This window comes from Rhizobium sp. NXC24 (assembly GCF_002944315.1).
GTDB lineage: Bacteria > Pseudomonadota > Alphaproteobacteria > Rhizobiales > Rhizobiaceae > Rhizobium.
Genome location: NZ_CP024311.1, coordinates 2,167,021 through 2,190,023 on the forward strand (window position 1 = coordinate 2,167,021; position 23,003 = coordinate 2,190,023).

13 protein-coding genes are annotated in these 23,003 nt (G+C 60.3%); 2 read left to right on the forward strand and 11 right to left on the reverse strand.

The annotated features are described in order from the left end of the window. Nucleotides 1–449: 449 nt before the first annotated feature. Entirely contained in the window at nucleotides 450–7,553 is a 7,104-nt protein-coding gene (locus NXC24_RS10725) for a hypothetical protein (RefSeq protein ID WP_104823258.1), read from the forward strand. 135 nt (nucleotides 7,554–7,688) lie between these two features. Here the strand turns inward: NXC24_RS10725 and NXC24_RS10730 are convergent, their stop codons facing one another. The 10 genes from NXC24_RS10730 to NXC24_RS10775 all read right to left on the reverse strand — a co-directional run bounded on the left by NXC24_RS10730 (nucleotide 7,689) and on the right by NXC24_RS10775 (nucleotide 19,963). After that, nucleotides 7,689–8,015, reverse strand: coding sequence for an RcnB family protein (locus NXC24_RS10730; protein ID WP_104823259.1), 327 nt, complete (start codon nucleotides 8,013–8,015; stop codon nucleotides 7,689–7,691). A gap of 203 nt (nucleotides 8,016–8,218) precedes the next feature. Then, nucleotides 8,219–9,829, reverse strand: a complete 1,611-nt coding sequence (locus tag NXC24_RS10735) for a glycoside hydrolase family 43 protein (RefSeq protein WP_104823260.1) — start codon at nucleotides 9,827–9,829, stop codon at nucleotides 8,219–8,221. Nucleotides 9,830–9,952: 123 nt separating this feature from the next. Continuing rightward, nucleotides 9,953–10,984 (reverse strand): L-glyceraldehyde 3-phosphate reductase, encoded by a 1,032-nt coding sequence (gene mgrA, locus NXC24_RS10740; RefSeq protein ID WP_104823261.1) that lies wholly within the window; start codon nucleotides 10,982–10,984, stop codon nucleotides 9,953–9,955. 69 nt (nucleotides 10,985–11,053) lie between these two features. Further along, nucleotides 11,054–12,187 (reverse strand): Gfo/Idh/MocA family oxidoreductase, encoded by a 1,134-nt coding sequence (locus NXC24_RS10745; protein ID WP_104823262.1) that lies wholly within the window; start codon nucleotides 12,185–12,187, stop codon nucleotides 11,054–11,056. Nucleotides 12,188–12,197: 10 nt separating this feature from the next. After that, nucleotides 12,198–12,959 carry a sugar phosphate isomerase/epimerase gene (locus tag NXC24_RS10750; RefSeq protein WP_104823263.1) on the reverse strand — a complete coding sequence of 254 codons (762 nt, stop codon included), beginning with the start codon at nucleotides 12,957–12,959 and terminating at the stop codon, nucleotides 12,198–12,200. Between the two features lie 81 nt (nucleotides 12,960–13,040). Beyond that, a complete protein-coding gene (locus NXC24_RS10755; protein ID WP_104823264.1) occupies nucleotides 13,041–15,518 on the reverse strand; it encodes a glycoside hydrolase family 2 protein in 2,478 nt (825 codons plus the stop codon). A 56-nt stretch (nucleotides 15,519–15,574) separates the two neighbouring features. After that, nucleotides 15,575–16,666: an ABC transporter ATP-binding protein gene (locus tag NXC24_RS10760; protein ID WP_104823265.1), complete on the reverse strand. Its 1,092-nt coding sequence runs from the start codon at nucleotides 16,664–16,666 to the stop codon at nucleotides 15,575–15,577. Nucleotides 16,667–16,669: 3 nt separating this feature from the next. Continuing rightward, nucleotides 16,670–17,599 (reverse strand): carbohydrate ABC transporter permease, encoded by a 930-nt coding sequence (locus NXC24_RS10765; RefSeq protein WP_245463980.1) that lies wholly within the window; start codon nucleotides 17,597–17,599, stop codon nucleotides 16,670–16,672. Nucleotides 17,600–17,603: 4 nt separating this feature from the next. Continuing rightward, nucleotides 17,604–18,509 (reverse strand): sugar ABC transporter permease, encoded by a 906-nt coding sequence (locus NXC24_RS10770; protein WP_104823267.1) that lies wholly within the window; start codon nucleotides 18,507–18,509, stop codon nucleotides 17,604–17,606. A gap of 218 nt (nucleotides 18,510–18,727) precedes the next feature. After that, on the reverse strand, nucleotides 18,728–19,963 hold the full coding sequence (locus NXC24_RS10775) for an ABC transporter substrate-binding protein (RefSeq protein ID WP_104823268.1): 1,236 nt from the start codon (nucleotides 19,961–19,963) through the stop codon (nucleotides 18,728–18,730). 461 nt (nucleotides 19,964–20,424) lie between these two features. Here NXC24_RS10775 and NXC24_RS10780 point away from each other — a divergent pair, with 461 nt between their 5' ends. After that, nucleotides 20,425–21,459, forward strand: a complete 1,035-nt coding sequence (locus NXC24_RS10780) for a LacI family transcriptional regulator (RefSeq protein ID WP_104825116.1) — start codon at nucleotides 20,425–20,427, stop codon at nucleotides 21,457–21,459. 64 nt (nucleotides 21,460–21,523) lie between these two features. Here NXC24_RS10780 and gndA read toward each other — a convergent pair whose 3' ends face one another. Further along, nucleotides 21,524–22,951, reverse strand: a complete 1,428-nt coding sequence (gndA, locus tag NXC24_RS10785; RefSeq protein WP_104823269.1) for an NADP-dependent phosphogluconate dehydrogenase — start codon at nucleotides 22,949–22,951, stop codon at nucleotides 21,524–21,526. Nucleotides 22,952–23,003 lie beyond the last annotated feature (52 nt).

A 23,003-nucleotide genomic window follows, 5' to 3' on the forward strand; every position in this document is an offset into this window, starting at 1 on the left:
TGCCGTATGGTTGCGGCCTGCCGATGGCGATCGAGTTAAATTTTGGGACAGTTGGACCTTAAATCTGCCGACATGGTTAACGCGCGTTAAACATGGCTAAATTATTAGGTTTTCAGGAATTTGCGCAGACGAAAAGTGTTAACAATGACTTAATGGGACAGTGTCCCAACCGTGGAATTAATTGTCACGCTTGGGGGAATGTGTCACTACGGTACTGGCAAATTGGGTTCATGGCGCATGCCTTTGCCCAAGGGGTGGATAGTGGTAATGTTTTAATATCATCCGTTTGAAAAAGCGGGTATCCACTATGAAATGTAATGGGAAATCCATCTCCGGTCTCAGCCGAAGGCGGGTAACCTAACGGGAGGCAGGTTCGTCTTTTCCGGACGTTGGCGGATTTCCGGAGAAGACACGGCAGGCCCGATCGAGTTGTAACGAGGCGTAACCGTATGGCGAACAAAAAGTACATCGAGTCGATCGAGGACAAGGCCTTTCAGGCTTTGGACGAAGCTTTGCAGATCGATTTCAGTGACGAGAACTTGGAGCCTCGCAGCGGTTCAACGCCTGACACCCCGGAGACAAGAGTGTCTGAGCCATCGAATCCGCCTGCAAGACAGACTCAGGATGATGCGGCACGCAAGGCAGCCGCTGCGCGGAGCGCCGCCGCAGCGGCTCGACCGACCGAAGTGCCGAAGAGCCCGATCTTTGCTCCGGCCAATGACGCCAATCGCGTCAGCCCGGCCAGCATCCTGAAATCCCTCGATGGCGGTTCTCAGAGCCGCGCCGTACGCAACGCGACCATCTTCTCGCTGTTCTGGATCGTCGGCGGCATCGGCCTCGCTTTCCTGCTTTACGGCCCGCAACTCTTGAATATCCGCACGGTCGCCGATCTCGCCGCCCTCCCCGGCGTCATCGCCTGCATCATCGGCATCATCGTTCCCGTCCTTCTGTTCTATGCTTTCGGCATAATGATTTCGCGCGCGCAGGATATGCGCAATGCAGCTCGTTCGATGGCGGAAGTGGCGCTGCGGCTCGCCGAGCCGGAAACCGTCGCTTCCGAGCGCATCATGACGGTCGGTCAGGCCGTGCGCCGCGAAGTCTCGGCCATGAACGAAGGCATCGAGCGGACGATTGCTCGCGCCACCGAACTCGAGACGCTCGTTCATACCGAGGTCAACGCGCTGGAGCGCAGCTACGCCGACAACGAACTGCGCGTGCGCGGCCTCGTGCATGAGCTCGGCTCCGAACGCGATGCCATCGTCAACCACGCCGAACGCATCCGCTCGTCGATCGTCGGCGTGCACGACCAGATCAAGGAAGATCTGTCGCTGGCGACCGAAGAAATTGCCGTGCGGCTGTCGACCTCGGGCGAAGCTTTCGCCTCCATGATCGATACGCGCGCTGCGACGCTGATGGAGAAAACGGATACCGCCGTAGAGGCGCTCGGCACCCTCCTCGCCGCCAAGACCGATAGCCTGCTGCAAAATCTCAATGCATCCGGCTTTGCGTTGAGCCAGGAATTCGACACGCGTCTTGAATCGCTATCGTCGACGCTGGCGGAACGCGGCAAGGAGCTGTTGGGGCAGTTCGAAACCCGCGCCTCCACGCTCGATGCCAACACCGAGAAGCTGAACACCGCGCTCAACGAACGCGCCCGTCAGTTGAACGAGACGCTGGTCGCCCGCACGCGTGAAATCAGCGAGAGCTTGACCGGTAGCGAACGCTCGATCACCGGCACGCTCGATGATGTGCTCTCCAAGCTCAACACCGCGCTCGATGAAAAGGGCGCGAGCTTCCGCCAGAGCCTGCAGTCCACCGCAGACGACACCATTATGGACATCGACCTGCGCTCCGGCTTCTTCGAGGAGCGTATGCAGTCGACCGTGGCGCAGATTTCGACCGCCTTTGACGAGCGCGTTTCGGAATTCACCTCCGCTTTCGACAAGCGCGCCGGCTCGCTGGACAGCAAGCTGTCGGAAAGCCTGACACGGATCAATGAAACGCTGAGCGGCGGCTCGGATGCCATCGACGGCATCCTGAATTCCAGCATTGAACGCCTCGGCTCTTCGCTGACCGACCAGTCCTTTGCCCTGGCGACGACGCTTGCCACCAGCCAGGAAGTGCTGGAAAGCGCGATCGGCTCCAAGGCCGGCGAGATCGCCTCCGCTCTCGAAGGGGCAACAAACGGGATCACCTCGGCCCTGACCTCGGGCACCAGCGAACTGAACTCCGCCCTCGCCTCGCATGCCGGCAGCTTCACGTCCGCGGTCCAGGGCGTGACGCGCGATGTCTCCGCCGCCCTGCAAAGTGGCACCGAGGAACTGACATCAGCTTTTGCCGGCCGCTCCGGCGAACTTACGGACACGCTTGCGGCACATTCTGGCGAATTCAGCAAGGCGCTGCAGACGGCGACCTCGGACATCTCCTCCGCCTTGAACAAGGGCACGAGCGAGCTGACCAATACCTTCCTTGGCCGCGCCAGCGAGATCAACAATACGCTGTCGGCCCGCACCGGCGAAATCACGCAGGCACTCGGCTCCGCTCACGAGCGCATCGACGCCGTCATGGCCGAACGCAGCAGCGCCCTGTTCGGCGCGCTCTCCGACAACCAATCGCGCTTCGAACAGACGCTGGCCGATCGCTCCGAGGGTATCATCAACGCCGTCACCGGCAGCCACGAGCATCTGACCGCGGCTCTCGACGAGCGCACCTCGATGCTGGCCATTTCGCTTGCCGAAAACCAGCTTCGCCTTGAAAACACGCTCGCCAGCCGCGCCGATACGATTGCCAGCACGGTTGCCGAAACCCACAGCAAGCTGGCCGACACTCTGGACGACAAGGTCATGGCGCTCGCCATCGCGCTGTCGGACGGACAGTCGCGCATCGAGGACACTTTGAGCGGCCGGGCCGAGAGTCTGACCAGCGCGCTGGCGGAGACCCACAACAAGCTCACCGACACGCTCGACGACAAGACGATGGCGCTGGCCATTGCTCTCTCCGACAGCCAAGCGCGCCTGGAAGACACATTGTCCGGTCGCGTCGAGGGCTTCACCGGTGCGATTGCCGATACGCACAACGCGCTGGCAACTACCCTGGACGACAAGACGAGAGCACTGGCCGCCGCACTCAGCAACAGCCAGTCCCGTATCGAAGAAACGCTTTCCGGTCGCGTCGAAGGCCTGACCAGCGCGATTGCCGATACCCATAGCAAACTTGCCGACACGCTCGACGACAAGACGATGGCACTTGCCGTTGCGCTCTCCGAGAGCCAGTCTCGCATAGAAGAGACACTCTCCGGTCGCGTCGAAGGTCTGACCAGCGCCATTGCTGATACCCATAGCAAACTCGCCGACACGCTCGACGACAAGACGATGGCACTTGCCGTTGCGCTCTCCGAGAGCCAGTCTCGCCTGGAGGATACCCTGTCTGGCCACGCCGAAGGCGTCGCCGATACGTTGGAGGGCAAGACCAAGGCTCTCACGGCAGCATTGACGAGCGGCCAGGCGCGCCTCGAGGAAACGCTTTCCAACCGCGCTGAAGCGATCGCCAACGCTTTCACGGGCAGCCACACCGCCCTTGCCGATACGCTGGACGAAAAGGCGATGGCCTTGGCCATTTCGCTGTCCGATACGCAATCGCGCCTCGAAGATTCGCTTTCCAACCGACTGGACGCGCTCTCCGAGACGGTCGCCGGCACGCACGACAAGATCGTCAACAGCCTCGACGACAAGACGCTGGCGCTTGCCATCGCCCTGTCGGACAATCAGGCTCGCATCGAGGAAACGCTGGCAAACAGCGCCGAGGCGATCGCCCACTCCGTTACCAGTGGCCATGCGGCGCTAACCGATGCGCTCGATGACAAGAGCATGGCATTCGCCATCACGCTCGCCGAAAATCAGAGCCGTTTCGAAAGTGCCCTGGAAGCACGCGCCGATGCTCTTCTCGACAGCGTATCCGGTGCGGAATCCCGCGTCGCCGGCGCGTTTGGCGACAAAGCCGATGCAATCCGTGCCGCCTATACCGAAAACCAGGATCGTCTCGATCGCTCGCTCAGCGCCCATACCGAAGCGCTCTCCGGCCTACTCGGCAGCAGCAGCAACCGCATCGAAAACGTCGTTGGCGGCTCGGCCGAGCGCATCGAAAATGCGCTCAACACCACCACGCGCCAGCTCGAAAATACGCTGGGTGTCGGCCTGTCGCAGATGGATGAAAACCTTGCCTCCGCCTATGAGCGGATGCGCAACACCTTGGAAGATCGCAGCAACGCCATCAGCCTGACGCTCCGCGATGCCCATGCCCAGCTCGACAACACGTTGACCGAACAGGCGACCGCGATCGGCACCTCGATCGCCACCAGCGCCAGCATGCTGGAAATGTCGCTCGAAGATCGCGAAGTTTCGCTGCGCCAGACCATCGACGCCAGCGCGCGAGCGCTCGAAGAGCGGCTGCATGGCGGCGCCGGCGATATTGCCGGTCGCATTCAGCAGGCAGCCGGCGATATCACGCGCTCGGCAGAGACCTTCTCGACCAACCTTAACCAGTCGATCGACGGCATGACCAGCCGCTTCGCCGAAACCGGTTCGCGGGTCGAAGCCAGCCTGTCCGCCCTCGAAAACCGCATTCATGATGGCGTCGGCGGCGTTGCCGCCCAGGTCGATGCCGCCGGCAACCGACTGTCCGACACGCTTTCGAGCGGTATCTCTCAGATCGACCGCAGCGGCGACGACGCTGCAGCCCGCATTGCAGCCGCGCTCGACAACCGTCTGGCAACCATGGCAGAGGCGATCGACAGCCGCACCGCCAATCTGAGCCAGGCGCTCGAAAGCGGCAGCGCCCACATCGAAGAGCGCCTGTCGACCATGGACCGCGCCCTGAATGTCGGTCTGGAAGCCGTCAACCGCACCATCGAAGGCAAGGCCACCAACCTCGCCACCACGCTGCGCACTGCAGTTGCCGACGCCGCTCAGGGCATGGACAGCGAGGCGACCCGCACGGCAGACCTGCTCGCCCGCACCGGCCAGCAATTCGCCGACGATCTCGGCAATCGCAGCGATGCCTTTACTCGCTCCATGAACGAGCGTTCCGAAGAGATCGTGACGCGCGTCTCGGAAACACATAACCGTCTGGCGAGCCAGGCGGCTGCAGTCGCTCAGACTTTCTCGGAGGCTGGCAACGCGATCGTCAACAAGGTCGCCGAGGCCGAGGGTCTCGTCGGCAATCAGGTCAACGCCATCTCGCAGGCCCTGTCCTCCGCAGAGCAGTCGCTGGAGGCCCGTGGTGCTGCCATCCGCAACACGCTCGCCGGCGGCAGCGAACAGATCGCCTCCACCATGGCGCAGGTCGAACGCACGCTCGACGAACGCAGCAATGCGATCCGCACCAGCCTGGAAGATCGCGCTCGCGAGATCAACGCGACGCTTGCCGATGTCGACAAGGCTCTTGAGGCCCGTGGCACCTCGATCCGCTCTTCGCTCGACGAGCGCACGCGTGAGCTGAACTCCATGCTTGCCGGTCGCTCTAGCGAGCTGTCGCGCCTGATCGAAGAGAAGGCCCGCCCGATCGTCGACCGCTACGCGGCCACCGGGCAGGAAGCGGCAGCGCTGATCTCGGCCGCAGCTCAGGAAAGCAGCGATCGCCTGCGTGCAGAAAACGCCGCTTTGATCAACGCGATCGCATCGCGTACCAACGATACGCTGGCGGCGATCTCGGCCCGCACCGAACACGCCGCCAATGCAGTCAGCGCGCTGGAGAACAATCTGCTTGCCAGCGTCAACGGCATCATCGAGCGATTGGCGGAAAACAATTCTGCGATCGCTGGTATGCTGAGCGGCGCCGCCGAGGAATTCGCCACCATCGACAACCGCCTCAACGCGACGTCAGCCCGGTTTGCCGACTCCGCATCGAAGGCAGGCGAGATGGTTTCCGCCTCGACGCGGCTTCTCGAAGGCAAGGTCGACAAGCTCTCGGATATTTCCGGCAAGACATTGTCGCAGGTCGGCGGCATCATCGGCCGCTTCGACGAACATTCCAAGGTCCTGTCCCAGGCCTCCCAGCTTCTGGGTGCCGCGCAATCGAACCTCGTCTCGACGCTGGAAGAGCGCGAAACGGCGCTGCAGAACCTATCCATCGGCCTGGTTCAGCGCTCGGAGGAAATCGAGAACACCATGCGCGCCCTCGGCAGCATGGTGGAAAGCGCCTTCGACCGCGCAGAACAGCGCTCCAACCAAGTCACCGGCAACCTGCGTCAGGGCGTTCAGTCCTCCTTCGCCGATATCGGCCGAGTGCTCTCCGATGCGGAATCCCGCGCCGAACAGGCGGCAGAAAGCATGCGCAGTGCGCTGCAGAAGGCAGGCGAAGAGGCCAACCAGACGATCGACGGTACCTTTGCCAATGCCGAGCGTCGCTCAGGCGAGCTGACGAACCGTCTGCGCGGCGGTCTCTCCGCTTCGATCGCCGACATCGAGAATATGCTGACGGAAGCCAGCAAGACGTCCGATGGCGCAGCCCAGCAATTGCGCGAGACGCTGCGCGTCGCCGTTGACGATGCCGTCGGCCGCTTCTCGGGCGCAACCGACGAGATCCGCCGCTCAGCAGGCGATATCCGCCGGGAACTCGACCTGACCCGCAGCGAACTGAAGCGCGGTGCCTTCGATCTGCCGGAAGAGGCCAAGGAAAGCGCGGCCGCCATGCGCCGCGCCGTCGCCGAGCAGATCAAGGCGCTGCAGGACATTTCGCAGATTGTCGGCCGCTCGACGCAGCAGTTGGAGATCTCCGAGCCTTCGGCCCGTGCGCTGGCCGATGCGCAGCCAGCTCCGCGTCCCCGTCCGGCGGCACCTGCCCCGGCAGCGCCGGCTCCGGTTGCGGCAGCTCCCCGGCCCCAACAGCCTGCCCCGCAGGCGCCCGTTCAGCCGGTAGCACAGCAACCGGCGCCGCAGCAGTCGATAGCGCAGCAGCCAGCGCCTCAGCCACAGCAGCCGCCGATCGAGGCTTTGGGCCTTCGCGGCACCATTGCGGAGCGTCCGGTTGCGCCGCAGCCGCGCCCGATCGAGACGCCGGCTCCGGCCCGCCAGGAAACGGCGGCAGGCGGCGGCTGGATCAGCGATCTTCTGCGCGGTGCATCGCGCGACGACCTTGCCGACCTGCCGCCGGCTCGCCAGTCTGCACCACGCCCGCAGACGGAAGCAGCGCCGGTTGCGCGTAATCCGCGGCATGTGGTCGAATCGCTGAACTCGCTTTCGGTCGATATCGCCCGGGCCATCGACCACGATGCTTCGGTTGATCTGTGGCGGCGTTATCAGCGCGGCGAGCGGGATGTCTTTACCCGCCGCCTCTACACGCTGAAGGGCCAGCAGACCTTTGACGAGATCAAGCGCAAATACGACCGCGAGCCGGAATTCCGCACCGCCGTCGATCGCTATATCGCCGATTTCGAAAAGCTGCTTGCGGACGTCGCCCGCACCGACCGCGACCGCAGCGTGACGCAATCCTACCTGACCTCGGACACCGGCAAGGTCTACACCATGCTGGCCCACGCGGCGGGACGCTTGAGCTGATAACTTAGATACTGCGCAAACAGAAATCCCCGGTCATCGTGCCGGGGATTTTTGATTCAAGCCGGAATACAGGAAGTTCGGTCACAAAGGGCGGCCCATCGGACCGCCTTTCTCATTGCCGATATAAGGCTGAACTCAGCGAACGACTTGCACTTTGGAGATCAAGCCGCTGGTGATACCGACGAGCAGGAAGCTGTTGTGGATGCGGACCCAATGATAGCCGCGCGGCGGAGCCGACAGGTGATGACGACGATAGTCGACGCGGGTAGCCCGGCTACGATCGGCGGTAGATAGCCGGCGGCCGGTAACCCAGCCGCCCTTGCGCACGACAATCTTCTTCTTCTCGACATTTTTCTCGACGACAGCCTGCTTGTTTGCCGGCGCAGCATTGGCTTCAGGCGTCATCGCTAGCGGAGTCGCCAAAACCGAAGCGGTGAGCAGGACCGAGAAGAGCTTTTTCATCGAAGTGTTTCCTCAATTTATATCTGCGGACAAATTACCCCAAAAGCAATGAAACGAAACTGAAGATAGTGTTACAATTTCGTAATAGAAATATATGTTTGCGAGCATTTGTTAATCGAGTGAGTGCTTAAAGTTGGCAACTCAAAAAATTCGCCCGCCTTGCAAAGCATGGCGGGCGAATGATCGATCAAAAGTCGAAACAATCAGAGCTCGTCGTAATTGAACCAGTCGAAATCGGCCGTCTTTGCCCGACCCGACGTATCGAAGGCGAACATGCCGGCAAAGGCGCCCGTGAAGGAGCCATGTTCCCCGCGACCGCCCTCGTCCGAAATGACGCCAGCGTCGAGAACCGGGCCGATAGCCAGCCATGCTCCCATGCCCTCGGCCTGCCAGAAGAACTGCAGGTTGTTGTCGCGAATCTCCATGGCGAGCTGGATGCGTCCATTCGGAACGGAGATACCACCTCCGATCGGGAAGCTTAGCCGGCCATTCGGATAATCGCCGGCGCAGGTCATGATGGTGACCGAGCGGCCGAGTTTCTCATGCAAAGTGACGGCAATCGCATGCAGTTTGAACCTGTTATAGTAATGAGTCAGGCCGGCGACCTGCTGGTAGGTGTCGGGCTGGAACTCGACGACCGTTTCGGCGCGAAAGCTGTGGTGCTCCTGCCGGCGGGCGACGAGCGCCTGTTCGAACCATGAGCCTATGCTTTCCCGAGCAAACAGACGCAGATGCCCAGGCCGTTCCGTCAGGCTGAAGATGCGTTCCGGCTGCGGCGTGCGCAACCACTGGAAATCCATCGGCAGCTTGTCGCCATCGAAATTGTAGCCGCTGCGGCGCGGCTTCTCGACCAGCAGGGCGTTGCGCAGACCCTGTACTTCGACATCGGGAACAACCGTGCCGTTTTCGAGATAGAGCCAGCCGTCCTCTCTCCAGACGCATTTCTGCAGGCTGGTCTCGCGGCCGAGCGTGCAGCGGCGATGCGGCGACAACGGCCGGCCGGAGAGATGCGTGTGGTAAAACTGTCCGTCCGGTGTCTCGACATATTGGCCATGCCCTGCCCGCTGTAACGCTGCTTCCGGATGATCCTTCGAGGTGATGAGATGCTTGTTCGGATGCAGCTCATAAGGTCCGTCGATGTTGCGCGAGCGCGCCATGGTGACGGCGTGGTCGTAGCCCGTTCCACCTTCGGCCGTCGTCAGATAGTACCAACCGTTTCGCTTGAAGAGATGCGGCCCCTCGACCAAGCCAAGCTCGGTGCCTGCAAAAATGTTTTTGATCGGCCCCTTCAACGATTTCGTAGCCGGATCCCACTCCTGCAGCAGGATACCATCGAAGGCGGGCGTCTTCGGCGAGCCGCCGTAGCTTTCGGTGCGATGGTTCCATTGCATGTTGACGAACCATTTGCGGCCGTCATCGTCATGGAAGAGTGAGGGATCGAAACCCGAGGAATTGACATAGGAGGGCTCGGACCATTCGCCTTCGATCGTCGACGACGTCACGATGTAGTTATGCGCATCCTTGAAATTGCCGTCGTAGCGTTTGACATCGGTATAGACCAGCCAGAACAGGCCATCGGCATAGGAGAGGCATGGCGCCCAGATGCCGCAGCTATCCGGCTCGCCGCGCATGTCGAGCTGCGAGGCCCGCTCCAGCGGTCGGCGCGCCAGCGTCCAATTCACCAGATCCCGCGAGTGGTGTATCTGCACACCCGGATACCATTCGAAGGTCGAAGTGGCGATGTAATAGTCCTCGCCGACGCGGCAGATGGATGGATCGGGGTTGAAGCCCGGCAAAATCGGGTTGCGGATCATGGGACCATCTCCTTCAGAGAACTCGTCAATATGCGCCGTTCGTACGGCAATGGAAACGATGCACCGGTCACGACGAGGACCAAGCAAAACGCCCGGAACCTGGTTCCGGGCGTCTTTGAATGTTTATTCGCGCTCGGCCGACTTGGCCCAGAGATTGATATCGGCCTCGCGGGCGTAGACATCGATCTCCTTCAGCTCCTCCGGGGTAAACTCGAGATTGTCGAGCGCCTTGACGCAATCGACGATCTGCGACGAGCGGCTGGCGCCGATCAGCGCGGAGGTGACCCTGCCGCCGCGCAACACCCATGCAATCGCCATTTGCGCCAGCGTCTGGCCGCGCTTCTCAGCGATCCCATTGAGCTTGCGAATATTATCGATGATCGACGGACGGATGAAGTCGCGTTTCAGGAAATGGTTCTGGGCGGCGCGGCTGTCCTCGGGAATGCCGCTCAGATATTTCGTCGTCAACATGCCCTGGGCGAGCGGCGAGAAGACGATCGAGCCGATGCCGAGCTCTTCCAATGTGTCAACGAGACCGTCATCCTCGACCCAGCGGTTCAGCATGGAATAGCTCGGCTGGTGGATCAGGCAAGGCGTGCCGAGATCCTTCAAGATAGCGGCTGCCTCGCGCGTACGCTGCGAACTGTAGGAGGAGATGCCGACATAAAGCGCCCTGCCCGAACGAACGATATGGTCGAGCGCAGCGCAGGTCTCTTCCAGCGGCGTATCCGGATCGAAACGGTGCGAATAGAAGATATCGACATAGTCGAGGCCCATGCGCTTCAGGCTCTGGTCGCAGGAGGCGATCAGGTATTTGCGGCTGCCCCATTCGCCATAGGGACCCGGCCACATGTCGTAGCCTGCCTTGGAGGAGATGATCAGCTCGTCGCGCAGACCGGCGAATTCGGTGCGCAGGATCTCGCCGAAAGCGGTCTCGGCGCTGCCGGGAGGCGGGCCGTAATTGTTGGCGAGGTCGAAATGGGTGATGCCGAGATCGAAGGCAGTGCGGCACATATCGACCTTGCGGTCGTGCGGGGTATCACCGCCGAAATTATGCCAAAGCCCCAGCGAAACCGCCGGCAGCTTCAGACCGGAGCGGCCGGTTCTGTTGTATTTCATGTTCGCATAGCGATCGGATGCCGGTTGCCAAGCCATGGTTCCAATTCCTCTGAGATGAAAAGCGCGCGGACTCCTCGCCCGCGCGCAAACTAGCTTTTCGCGCGCTTACTTCAAGAGCGCCTGCGCCTCTTCGATGCCGAGAGCAGCCGGCTGCGTGCAGGTCGTGGTCAGATCGACGAAGCGGTTCTCCGCACCCGATTTCAGGATCGAGGTCATGACATCGACGCCGTGCAGTGTACGGTCGAGCGAGCAGCGAGCATCGCGGCCATCGATCAGCGACGCCGCCAAGTCGGCGAGACCAGCCGTGCGATAGTTGGCACGCGCGCCGTTCGGGCTCTCCTGATTGACAATGCCGAAAGGATGGGCCCATTCGCCGAGCGGCTCGATGTCCTTGCTGCGACCGCTGGCCTCGACCGTGCCGCCAAAGAAGTTCGGATCGGGCACGTAGAGGGAACCTTCGGTGCCGTAGAGCTCCATGTTGGCATGGCGATGCGACCAGACATCCCAGCTTGCCGTTAATGTCACCGTTGCGCCGCTGACGAATTCCAAGAGCGCCTGGATCGTCGTCGGCGTCTTCACGGGGATGACCTCGCCACTGCGCGGCTCGCTCGTGATGGTACGGGTTTCCGACGCCATCGACGTCATGGCGCCGACGCGCTTGACCGGGCCGATCAGGTTGATGAGATTGGCGATGTAGTACGGTCCGAGATCGAGGATCGGGCCGCCACCCGGCAGGAAGAAGAAGTCCGGGTTCGGATGCCACATTTCCATGCCTGGGCTCATGACGTAGCACGCGCCTGAGGTGATACGTCCGATGCCACCGTCGTCTACGAACTTACGGGCGAGCTGATGGGCGCCGCCGAGGAAGGTGTCGGGAGCGCAGCCGACGGCAAGCCCCTTCTCCTTGGCGATGCGGCGCAATTCTTCGCCCTGCTCCAGCGTCAGCACCAGAGGCTTTTCGGAATAGACGTGCTTTCCGGCCTCCAGAATGCGCTTGGAAACCGCGAAGTGCGCGTCCGGGATCGTCAGATTGACGATGACGTCGAGCTCATCATTGGCGAGCAACTCGTCGATGGTCTGCGCTTTGACCTTGTATTCCTCGGCGCGCAAGCGTGCCGCGTCCATGTTGATATCAGCGCAGGCGAGCACTTTCAGGCCCTTGAAGAGCGGAGAAAGCTTGAAATAGGTGGTTGAAATATTGCCGCATCCGATGATGCCGACGCCAAGTTCCTTAGTCATGTGGGATGCCTCAGTAGGTCTTGAAGGATGCGATGGAACGGGTGATCAAGCGATCGATATCGCTCGGATTGTCGTGCTCGAGCACATAATGCTTTGCCTTGGTGCCAGCGAGCGCCTTGATCAGCTTCGGCCACGGAACCGTCCCATGACCGAGATCGGCCCAGCCGTCTTCATCCTTGTTTTCGCCGAGCGCAGCGATGTCCTTGACATGCACGGAGGAAATGCGCGAACCGAGCTTTTCGATCCAGGCAAAAGGATCGGCACCGCCACGGATCACCCAGGCGATGTCGGCTTCCCAGGATATCTCCGGAGCGCCCTCGAAGATCTGCTCGATCGGCAACGAACCGTCGGCCTGCTTGACGAATTCGAAGTCGTGATTGTGCCACCCGAACTCGAAGCCGGCATCCTTGTAGGGCTTGCTCATCTCATGCAGGCGTTTGCCGAAAGCCAGCCAGCCGGCGGCATCCTTCGGGCGCTGATCGGCGCCGATATGCGGCGCATAGATCGAATCCATACCGAGAATTTTGGCGATGGTCAGCGACTTCTGCACTTCGCCATCGAGGAAATCCGGGCTGAAATGGCCGCTCGTCATGCTAAGGCCATTTTGGTCGAGCTCAGCACGCAGGCTCTTCAAACCAGCTTCGTCCAGATCGGAATAGATGCCGCCAAAACCTTCGACTTCCGCATACCCGGCCTTGCCGAGCTTTACGAGGATATCCGAATAAGGCTGAAAATTGCGGGCGCTATAAAGCTGGAATCCAAGTTTCGTCATCGATATTTCCTCCAATGGCCTCGCGGCCTGTTGTTTTGGGCCTCAGGCCCGTAAATCGCCGCCGAAAGGCGGCCGGATATCTCAGTCTACCGATTGGCTGGCCAACGATTGACTGGAGTGCAAGTCGTAGAAGCGGAAATCGGGAACGCTGCCGGCAATCGGCTTTGTCGGCGTGAAGACGATGCGGCGGCTCTCGCCGGCGGCGAGATCGAACGCATTGTCGGAGTAGCGCCCTTCCGTCTCGCTTTCGATCATCACGAACAGGGCCAATCCCTTCGCCGTCACGGTGAGTTCCAACGTGCCGTTCTCCTCGATCTCCTCCCGCAGCACCGTCAAACCCGCAGGCCGTAGCTCCAGAGCCTTATAGGTGCCGTGAACATAGTGCCCCTCGCCGCCCATTCCGTTCGATGCGGTGAAATGCCACGCCAACAGGCAATCGGCCGGCACCTGGGACGCATCGATCGACAGCGCCGTGACGGCTGCATCCGGTGTGCAGACCGCATGCGCGGTCGTCAGCGGGACTCGCTCGCCATCGAGCTTGAGCAATGACACCGCGATGTCGGCGGTGACGTCCGCATTGGTGTCGTTGACGAGCGAGAAACGAATGGTCCTGTTGTCTTCGGACGGAATGGCGGCGACAGAAACCGGCTGGAAGAAACGACGCACCAGATAATGCATCACCTTCCAGCGCCCGCCGTAATCGAGGCTCGACCAGGAAGCCACCGGCCAGGTGTCGTTGAGCTGCCAGTAGATGGTGCCCATGCAATGCGGCTTGAGCGACCGCCAATATTCGACCGCGGTCTTGATGGCGAGGCCTTGCTGCACCTGGCTCAGATAGACGAAGTTGGGAAAATCCTTCGGAAAGCGGAAATAGCGGAACATCGTGCCGGCGATGCGCTCGTTGCCGCCGGCATTCTTCTGGTGCAGCTCCATGACCGGCGATGCGATATTCATATCCTTGGCGTCGGCATAGGTCTTGATGACAGGCAGCGAGGTATAAGACTGGAAGCCGAATTCCGAGCAGAAGCGCGGACGCACGGAACGGTAATTGTCGAAGGACTTGTTCTCGTGCCAGACCGACCAGTAGTGCATGTCGCCGGAGCCGTCGGCATGCCAGGCATCGCCGAAATTGAGATAGCCGGAGGCCGGGCTCGACGGCCACCAGATCGCATCCGGCGCGGCTTTCTTAGTGGCCTGTTCGATCGTCCGGTTGAGGCGGTCGTAGGAGACGAGATAGCGGTCGCGGTCTTTGCGGGATTCCTCGAACCAGGTAAGCGCCCCCACCAGCTCGTTGTCGCCGCACCAGAGCACGATCGACGGGTGCGTCGCCAGACGCTTGACCTGATAGCCGACCTCAGCCTCGACATTCCCGAGGAAATCGGCGGTCGAAGGATAGAGATTGCAGGCGAACATGAAGTCCTGCCAGATCATCAGCCCCAGGCGGTCGCAGATATCGTAGAACCAGTCATGCTCGTAAAAACCGCCGCCCCAGATGCGGATGATGTTCATGTTCGCTGCCGCGGCCGATTGCAGCAAGTCCTCGGTCAAGGCCGGGCTCGAACGTGAAAACAGCGCATCCGCCGGGATCCAGTTGGCGCCGCGGGCGAATATCCCGCGCCCGTTGACCTTGAGTGCGAAACGGCTGCCCGCCTCGTCCTTGTCGGTGATCAACTCGACGGTGCGCAGGCCGATTTGCCGCGTCACAGTCTCGGAATTGGTCTCGACAGAGAGAGTATAGAGGGTCTGTTCGCCGCTGCCGGCCGGCCACCAGAGCTTCGGCCTGTCGATATGGAAGACATGCGTCACCGAGGTCTCGCCCGCATTGACGCCGACATCAAGCCGCAGACGCTCGTCGTCGAGCGAGAAATAAAGCTGAGCAACGCCAATACCCTTCGCAAACAGCGCTACAGTGACGATGAGATCGACCGAGCCGTCGCCATTGTGCTCCTGCCGGGTGACCATATTCTCGATGCGGGCGATCTCGAGCTTCTTCAGCGCGATCGTGCCGTAGAGGCCGAGCGGTGCCACCGCGATGTTCCAGTCCCAGCCGAAATGGCATTGCGGCTTGCGCAGCATATTGCCATTGGGGATCGGCGAATTGGCGGTGCTGTAGGGAATGTAGAATGGTTGCCTTGCCTGCAGTTCGGCACCCGCCTTGATGCTGGAATGCAACACGATGCGGATGGTATTCTCGCCTGCCTTCAGGGCTTTCGAGACATCCGGCCGATAGCGCTGGAAGCAATTATTGCCTTCGAGAACGAGGGTGTCGTTGACATAAACGCTCGCCACCGTGTCGAGATAGTCGATGTCGAGATACCAGTCGCCGTCTGCGTCATCGAGCGTAAAGCGGCGCTCAATTTGCCAATCCTGCTTCGCGACCCACTGCACCACTTCTTCGTTTCGGCCGAAATAAGGATCCGGAATAACGTCTGCGGCATGAAGAGCGGTGTGGACATCGCCCGGCACAGGCATGGAAAGAGAATGATCGCTGTCCGGCGAGGTAAGCCGCCACTGACCAGCCAGATCGATAATAACAGTGCCATTGAATGAAGACGACATCGGACCTCCGGAACCCGCTGCAGATGGAGGCGACAGTGCCGCCTCCATTCATATGATCATATTCTGAGTTCTGTTTGTGCGTCAAAGAGCGAAGCGAGCGACATATCGAAGCCGAGCTTCACGGGCGTCGCCGGGCTGAAACGCCGCGCTCCGTTGATGCGCACCGACATGGTATGGCCGGCGTGCTTGAGCCAGAGCAGGTTGTCGGCGCCCATCGGCTCTTCGATATCGACCGTTGCGTTGTGCACCTCGGTGTCGGGACCCAGATCCTCATTCACCTTGATATGCTCGGGCCGGACACCAAGAATGACCTTGCGGCCCGGCTCCAACGCCTCGCCGGCATTATAGCCACCGAGCGAGAAAATCACATTGTTGGTGGCGAAAGCTATCCTGCCCTCCCGGCTCACCAGTTCGCCATGCAGGAAATTCATCGACGGCGATCCGATGAAGCCGGCAACGAAAAGATTGCGCGGCTTGTTGTAGATCGTCGTCGGATCATCGAGCTGCTGGATGATACCGCTCTTCATGATGGCGATGCGGTCGGCGAGCGTCAGCGCCTCGATCTGGTCGTGGGTGACATAGATCATCGTGTTCTTCAGCGACTGGTGCAGACGCTTGATTTCGACGCGCAACTCCGATCGCAGCTTAGCATCGAGGTTCGACAAAGGCTCATCGAACAGGAACACGTCGACATCGCGCACTAGGGCACGGCCGATCGCCACACGCTGGCGCTGGCCGCCGGAAAGCTCCGCCGGTTTGCGCTTGAGCAATGGCTGGATCTGCAAAATCTCGGCCGCCCGCGCAATGCGCTTGTCGATCTCTGCCTGCGGCACCTTGGCGACGTGCAGCCCGAAGGAAAGGTTCTTTTCGACCGTCATCTGCGGATAAAGCGCATAGGACTGAAACACCATGCCGATGCCGCGGTCCTTGGGCTCTTCCCAGGTGACGTTCTTGCCCTTGATGAAGATCTTTCCTTCTGTGATATCAAGCAGGCCGGCGATGCAGTTGAGCAATGTCGACTTGCCGCAGCCGGACGAGCCGAGCAGCACGAGGAACTCACCGTCGTTGATCTCAAGGTTGAGGTTCTTCAGAACGGTGACCGCGCCGAAATCGAGCGACAAGTCTTTGATGGAAACGCTGCTGTTCATGGATCACCCCTTCACTGCGCCGGCGGCGATGCCACGGACGAAAAGCCGCCCGGAGACGAAATAAACGACCAGCGGAACAAGACCCGTGAGGATTGTTGCCGCCATGTTGACGTTGTATTCCTTCACGCCTTGGACGGAATTGACGATATTGTTGAGCTGCACGGTCATCGGGTAATACTCCGGCCTGGTGAAGACGACACCGAACAGGAAGTCGTTCCAGATACCCGTAATCTGCAGGATCATGGCGACAACGAAGATCGGCAGCGACATGGGCAGCATGATGCGCAGGAAAATCTGCCAGAAACCCGCACCATCGATACGCGCAGCCTTGAAGAGCTCCACCGGCAGCGATGCGAAATAATTGCGGAACAACAAGGTCAGGATCGGCATGCCGAAGATGCAGTGCACCATGATAAGCCCGCTAAGCGTGCCGTAGATGCCGATTTCGCGCAGCACGATGACGATCGGATAGATCATCACCTGATAGGGGATGAACGCGCCGATGATGAGGATCGAGAAGAAGAAGTCCGCCCCCTTGAACCGCCAGTTGGCGAGCGCATAGCCGTTGACCGAAGCCACAGCGATCGAGAAGATCGTGGACGGCACGGTGATGCGGACGGAATTCCAGAACCCGCGGGAAAGACCGTCGCAATTGAGACCGGTGCAAGCCGTTGCCCAGGCTTTCACCCAGGGTTCGAATGTGATCTCCAGTGGCGGCGAGAAGATGTTGCCAAGCCGGATTTCCGGCATCCCCTTGAGTGAGGTGACGATCATCACATACAGCGGCAACAGATAGTAGGTGGCGGCAACGAAGAGCGTGCCGTAGAGCATGATGTTGCGGCCGGAAATCACGCGGCGCGGCTTGGCACCCTGCGGTTCCGAATATGTCTGGTCAGTCGAGGCGAGACCGCTGTTCGCATTCTTGAGAGTGATGGTATCAGACACGTTTGCGCCCTCCGCCGAATTCCAGATAGGCCCAGGGGATGATGACGATCGCGACAGTGACCAGCATCATGGTTGAAGCTGCAAATCCCTGACCGAGGTTCTGCGCCTGGAACATGTAGTCGTAGACGTATTTCGCCGGGACCTCCGAAGCGATGCCGGGCCCGCCGCTCGTTTGCGCGACGACGAGGTCATAGACCTTGACGATACCGCTGGCGATGATGACTAGCGTGGTGATGAAGACCGGGCGCATCATCGGAATGACAATGAACAGATAGGTCTTCCACATGGGGATCCCATCGACACGCGCTGCCTTCCAGATATCTTCATCGATGCCGCGCAGGCCGGCGAGCATCAAACACATTACAAGGCCCGTTCCTTGCCAGAGGGCGGCGATCAGCACGCCGTAGATTACAATGCTCGGCGTATAGAGCGGATCGAAAGTGAAGGTCGTCCAACCCAGCGAACGCACCACCGACTGGATGCCGAATTCGGGATTGAGCAGCCACTGCCAGACAAGGCCGGTGACGATGAAAGAGAGGGCGAAGGGATAAAGGAAGATCGTGCGGAAGGTGTTTTCGAACCGGATCTTCTGATCCATCAGCGCAGCCAGCACAAAGCCGATGACGAGGCTGAAGATCATGGAAAAAATGCCGTAAACGGCAAGGTTTTCAATGGATACGACCCATCGCGGCGCCGCCCACAAGCGGTAGTATTGGTCCAGTCCGACGAAGCTCAGACGTGGCAGCAGCTTCGAATTGGTGAAGGAATAAACGACCGTCCAGATCGTGCCACCCATAAAGATGACGACAGCCGTTAAGATCATCGGAATGGATGCAATCTTCGAATTCAGATTGCGCAGAAATTGATTTGGCCGGTCGGCTTTCGCATGACCCGTCATTGTACCTCCTTCTGAAGCGCGACTGCTTCGGTGATCGGGAACCGGGTCAGTGGCCGCGGCTCCTCTCACTCCCTCCTCGTCCACGGTCGAACATCACATCCGTGCAGGTTCGCCGCCCATAAGGATCGCTGCAGCTAGCCGGCTCACAACATGTGTCCAGCCGTGATACCGGACCCGCCATAATGGGGGCCGGTATCACTACAGCGAGACGATTGAGATCAATCAGCCGCAGCGATGATCTCGACGAAGCGCTTCTGAGCCGCTTCCGGCGTCATCGAAGGATTGGCGAAGAATTCGGAGAACAGGTCCTCCTTCTGCTTCTGGCTGTCGGCAGAAAGAAGCTGGTCCGTACCCTGGATCACGTTACCCTTCTTCAGGATCTCCAAGCCCTTCTTCATGCAGTCGTTGGCGGAGGCAAGGTCCACGTCGCCACGCACGGGCAGCGAGCCCTTCTTCAAATTGAAGGCAACCTGCGTCTTCGGATCGAGCAGCGTCTTTGCGAGCGCTTCCTGAGCCTTCGACTTGGCCTCGTCCTTCAGCAATGGGAAGTAGAACGCGTCACCGCCCGTCGAGATGACTTCGTTGACGCCGAGACCCGGGAGGCAGGTATAGTCCGTGCCGGCCTTCTGGCCCGCCAAGGCGAACTCGCCCTGTGCCCAGTCGCCCATGATCTGGCCGCCGGCCTTGGCGGTGATGACCATGTTCGTCGCCTGGTTCCAATCCTGAACGTTGGAGCCCTTGGACATTTTGCGGGCGTCGTCGGCAGCCTTGAAGACCTTGGCGATCTCCGGTCCGGCGGCCACTTTCGCATCCTTGTCGCTAAACACCTTCTGGAAGGTGTCCTTGCCGGCGATGGCGACCATCAAGACGTCGAAAGCGCCCGCAGCCTGCCACGGCTGGCCGCCGACGGCGAGCGGAACGATGCCTGCCTTCTCCAGCGCGGGAGCGGCGGCGACGAACTCATCCCAGTTCTTCGGGACCGGAACGCCGGCCTTCTTGAAGGCGGCATTCGAAAGCCAGAGCCACTGCCAGGAATGGATATTGACCGGCGCGCAATAGATCTTGCCGTCGATCGTGCAGGAGTCGAGCAGGCTGGATGGGCGAATGATGTCCTTCCAATGCTCCTGCGTAGCGACATCGGTCAGATCACGCATGAGGCCGGCCTGCACAAGCTCTTCGGCCTGGCGGCCATGGTTGAACTGGGTGGCGCCCATCGGATCACCTCCAGTAAGTCGGCTGATCATGATCGGACGCGCCGTGCTGCCGGAACCGGCAATCGCACCATCGACCCAGTGATTGCCGGTCGCGTCGAATGCCTTTGCCAATTCGGCCACGGCGGCGGCTTCACCGCCGGACGTCCACCAATGGGTCACTTCCAGGTCGGTCGCCTTGGCCGCACCAAATGGTAACACGACGGAAGCAGCCAATGCGACAGCCATCAAACGAATATTCATGAGTTCTCCTCCCTCACTGAAACGTTACCGGAAAAACGTAGTCCAATCATTTTAAACGCGCAACCGCTCGCCCGCAAAATTTTTTCGCAAATTCAAATATACGACTCCAGATTACATTTCTCATTTCGGAAGAAGCCAACATGTCCGGCAATTCAACCGGCTAAATCATCTGAATCCTAATCAACAAATCTTTGATTTAATTATCATATATCGAGAATTTTCCGCTAAGATTTCTTAAACTCCTTTCGCAATTGCAAAAATTTTTGGCAGAGCCTGTGGATTCAACTACTGGGTATTCCGGCCTCCCCGACGTCAGAAAAAGCGCTCGACTTTTCTACTGTATCGTTACAGATTTTCGAAACGGAGGAGGAGTGACCACATCGCGCATATGCTTGCGGCGCCGCTGCAGGCAATATAAGCGGATGGTCGCGGGAGGCGGCCGGGAGGCAGCATTGCACGACATGGACAGTAAGAAGATTTCCGGCAGCGGCACTACACAATCGACGCACGAACGACCGACGCTCAAAACGATCGCCTTCATGACCGGGCTCGGAATAACCACCGTGTCGCGTGCCCTAAAGGATGCCCCGGATATTGGCGCCGAAACCAAGGAGCGGGTGCGCATGGTCGCCCGTCAATTGGGTTATCAGCCCAATCGCGCCGGCGTGCGCCTGAGGACCGGCAAGACCAACGTTATCGCGCTGGTCCTTAGCATCGACGAGGAAATCATGGGTTTCACCAGCCAGATGGTCTTCGGCATCTCCGAGGTTCTGGCCGGCACGCAATATCACCTCGTCATTACGCCGCACTCGCACAGCAAGGATCCGTTGGTCCCCGTGCGCTACATTCTCGACACCGGCTCGGCCGATGGCGTTATCATATCGCGCACGGAGCCGGACGATCCGCGTGTGGAACTCATGCATGAGCGCGGGATGCCCTTCGCCACGCATGGACGGACGAATATGGGGATTTCCCATCCCTTTCACGACTTCGACAACGAAGCTTTCGCACGCGAAGCGGTGCGCGCGCTGGTCGGCAGGGGACGACGGCGCATCGCGCTTTTGCAGCCGCCGGCCAAGCTCACCTACTACCTGCACACCCAGATCGGCTTCCAAACGGGCCTGCGTGAATGCAACGCCCAGGAGGTTCCGCTGAGAGCCAGCACCGACACGGCGCTTGCGGACATCAAGGATACTGTCGAGGAATTGATGCGCTCCTCGCATGCGCCTGACGGCTTCGTCTGCTCCAGCAGCGCCGGCGCCATCGCCGTCAATGCCGGCCTCGAAGCGGCGGGTCTTCGCCTCGGCCACGATATCGATATGGTCGCCAAGCAATCGACTGATGTGCTGAGCTGGATACGCCCGGAAATCATCTCGATCCTCGAGGATTTTCGCCAGGCCGGTCGGGAATTGGGTAAGGCGGTCATAGCGCGCATAGACGGCGTCGAGCCCGAATTGCTGCAAAGCATCAGCCCACCCGTCTGGCCGAAGAGCTGACAGGAAAAAGGCCCACCGGGATGTCCGGCAGGCCCTTTTGTCTCGTCAATCCGAAAGTGTACGATTAGCCGTTCGCGCCGCTGCCCCAAGGGCCGTGATGGATGTCCTTGCCATCGACGCGATCGAAGCCGTGGGCGCCGAAGAAGTCGCGCTGCGCCTGGATGAGGTTTGCAGTGCCGCGGGCCTGGCGATAGGCATCGAAATAGGTCAGCGCCGAGGCCAGCGCCGGAACCGGCAGGCCGGATGCCGTGGCCGCCGAAACAATGCGGCGCAGCGACGGGATCGATTCCTTGACCATGCCGGCGAAGGCCGGCGTCACGATCAGATTGGCTGCATCCGGCGCCTTGGTGAAGGCGCTGGTGATCTCGTCAAGGAACTGCGAACGGATGATGCAGCCCGCGCGCCAGATCTTGGCGATGACCGGCATCGGCAGCGACCAATTGAACTCCTTCGAGGCCTCCGCCATCACGGCAAAGCCCTGTGCATAGGCACCGATCTTGGCGGCGAAGAGGGCCAGTTCCAGGTCTTTCAGCAAATCGGGACCAAAGCCGATGGGGAACTTATAGTCCGGTGTGCCGAAAATCTCCTGAGCGGCTTCGCGCTGACCCTTGATGGCCGATAGGCTGCGGGCTGCGACGGCAGCTTCGATGGCGGTCGCCGGGATGCCCATGTTCTGTGCCTCGATTGCCGACCACTTGCCGGTGCCCTTCTGGCCGGCCTTGTCGAGGATGACATCGGGCATGGCGCTGCCAGTCGCCGGGTCCTTGGCGGCCAGAACCTTCTCGGTGATCTCGATCAGGTAGGAGTTCAACCGGCCCTTGTTCCATTCGCCGAAGATGTCGCTGATTTCGGCCGCGCTCTTGCCGAGGCCGTCGCGCAGGATGCCATAGATTTCGGCGATCATCTGCATGTCGGCATATTCGATGCCGTTATGGATGGTCTTGACGAAATGACCGGCACCATCGTTGCCGAGCCAGGCGACGCACGGATCGTCCTTGTACTTGGCGGCGATCGACGTCAGCACTTTCTCGACGCGTTTGTAGGATTCTTCGGTGCCGCCGACCATGATCGACGGACCATGGCGCGCGCCTTCTTCACCACCCGAGACACCCATGCCGATGAAGGTCAGGCCGGTATCCTTCAGGCGATCGAAACGCGCAATCGTATCGCGGAAATTGGCATTGCCGGCGTCGATCATGATGTCGCCCTTGTCGAGATGCGGCTGCAACGCCGCCATCTGCTGGTCGACCGGCTCGCCGGCCTTGATCATGATGATGATCGGCCGCGGCGGACGGATCGCGTCGACGAACTCCTCGATCGTCTTGCAGGGAATGATCTTGTCTTTCAGCGCACCGGCGTTCGCATAGAACTCATCCGTCACTTGCGGCGTGCGGTTGAATACCGCGATTTTATTGCCCTTTTCGGCAATGTTGAGCGCCAGATTCGATCCCATGACAGCGAGACCGATCAGTCCGATTTCTGCCTTTTCCACGACAATCCTCCAATGGGCTGCTTACTGCGCTGCACGACCTTGAGACGCAGTA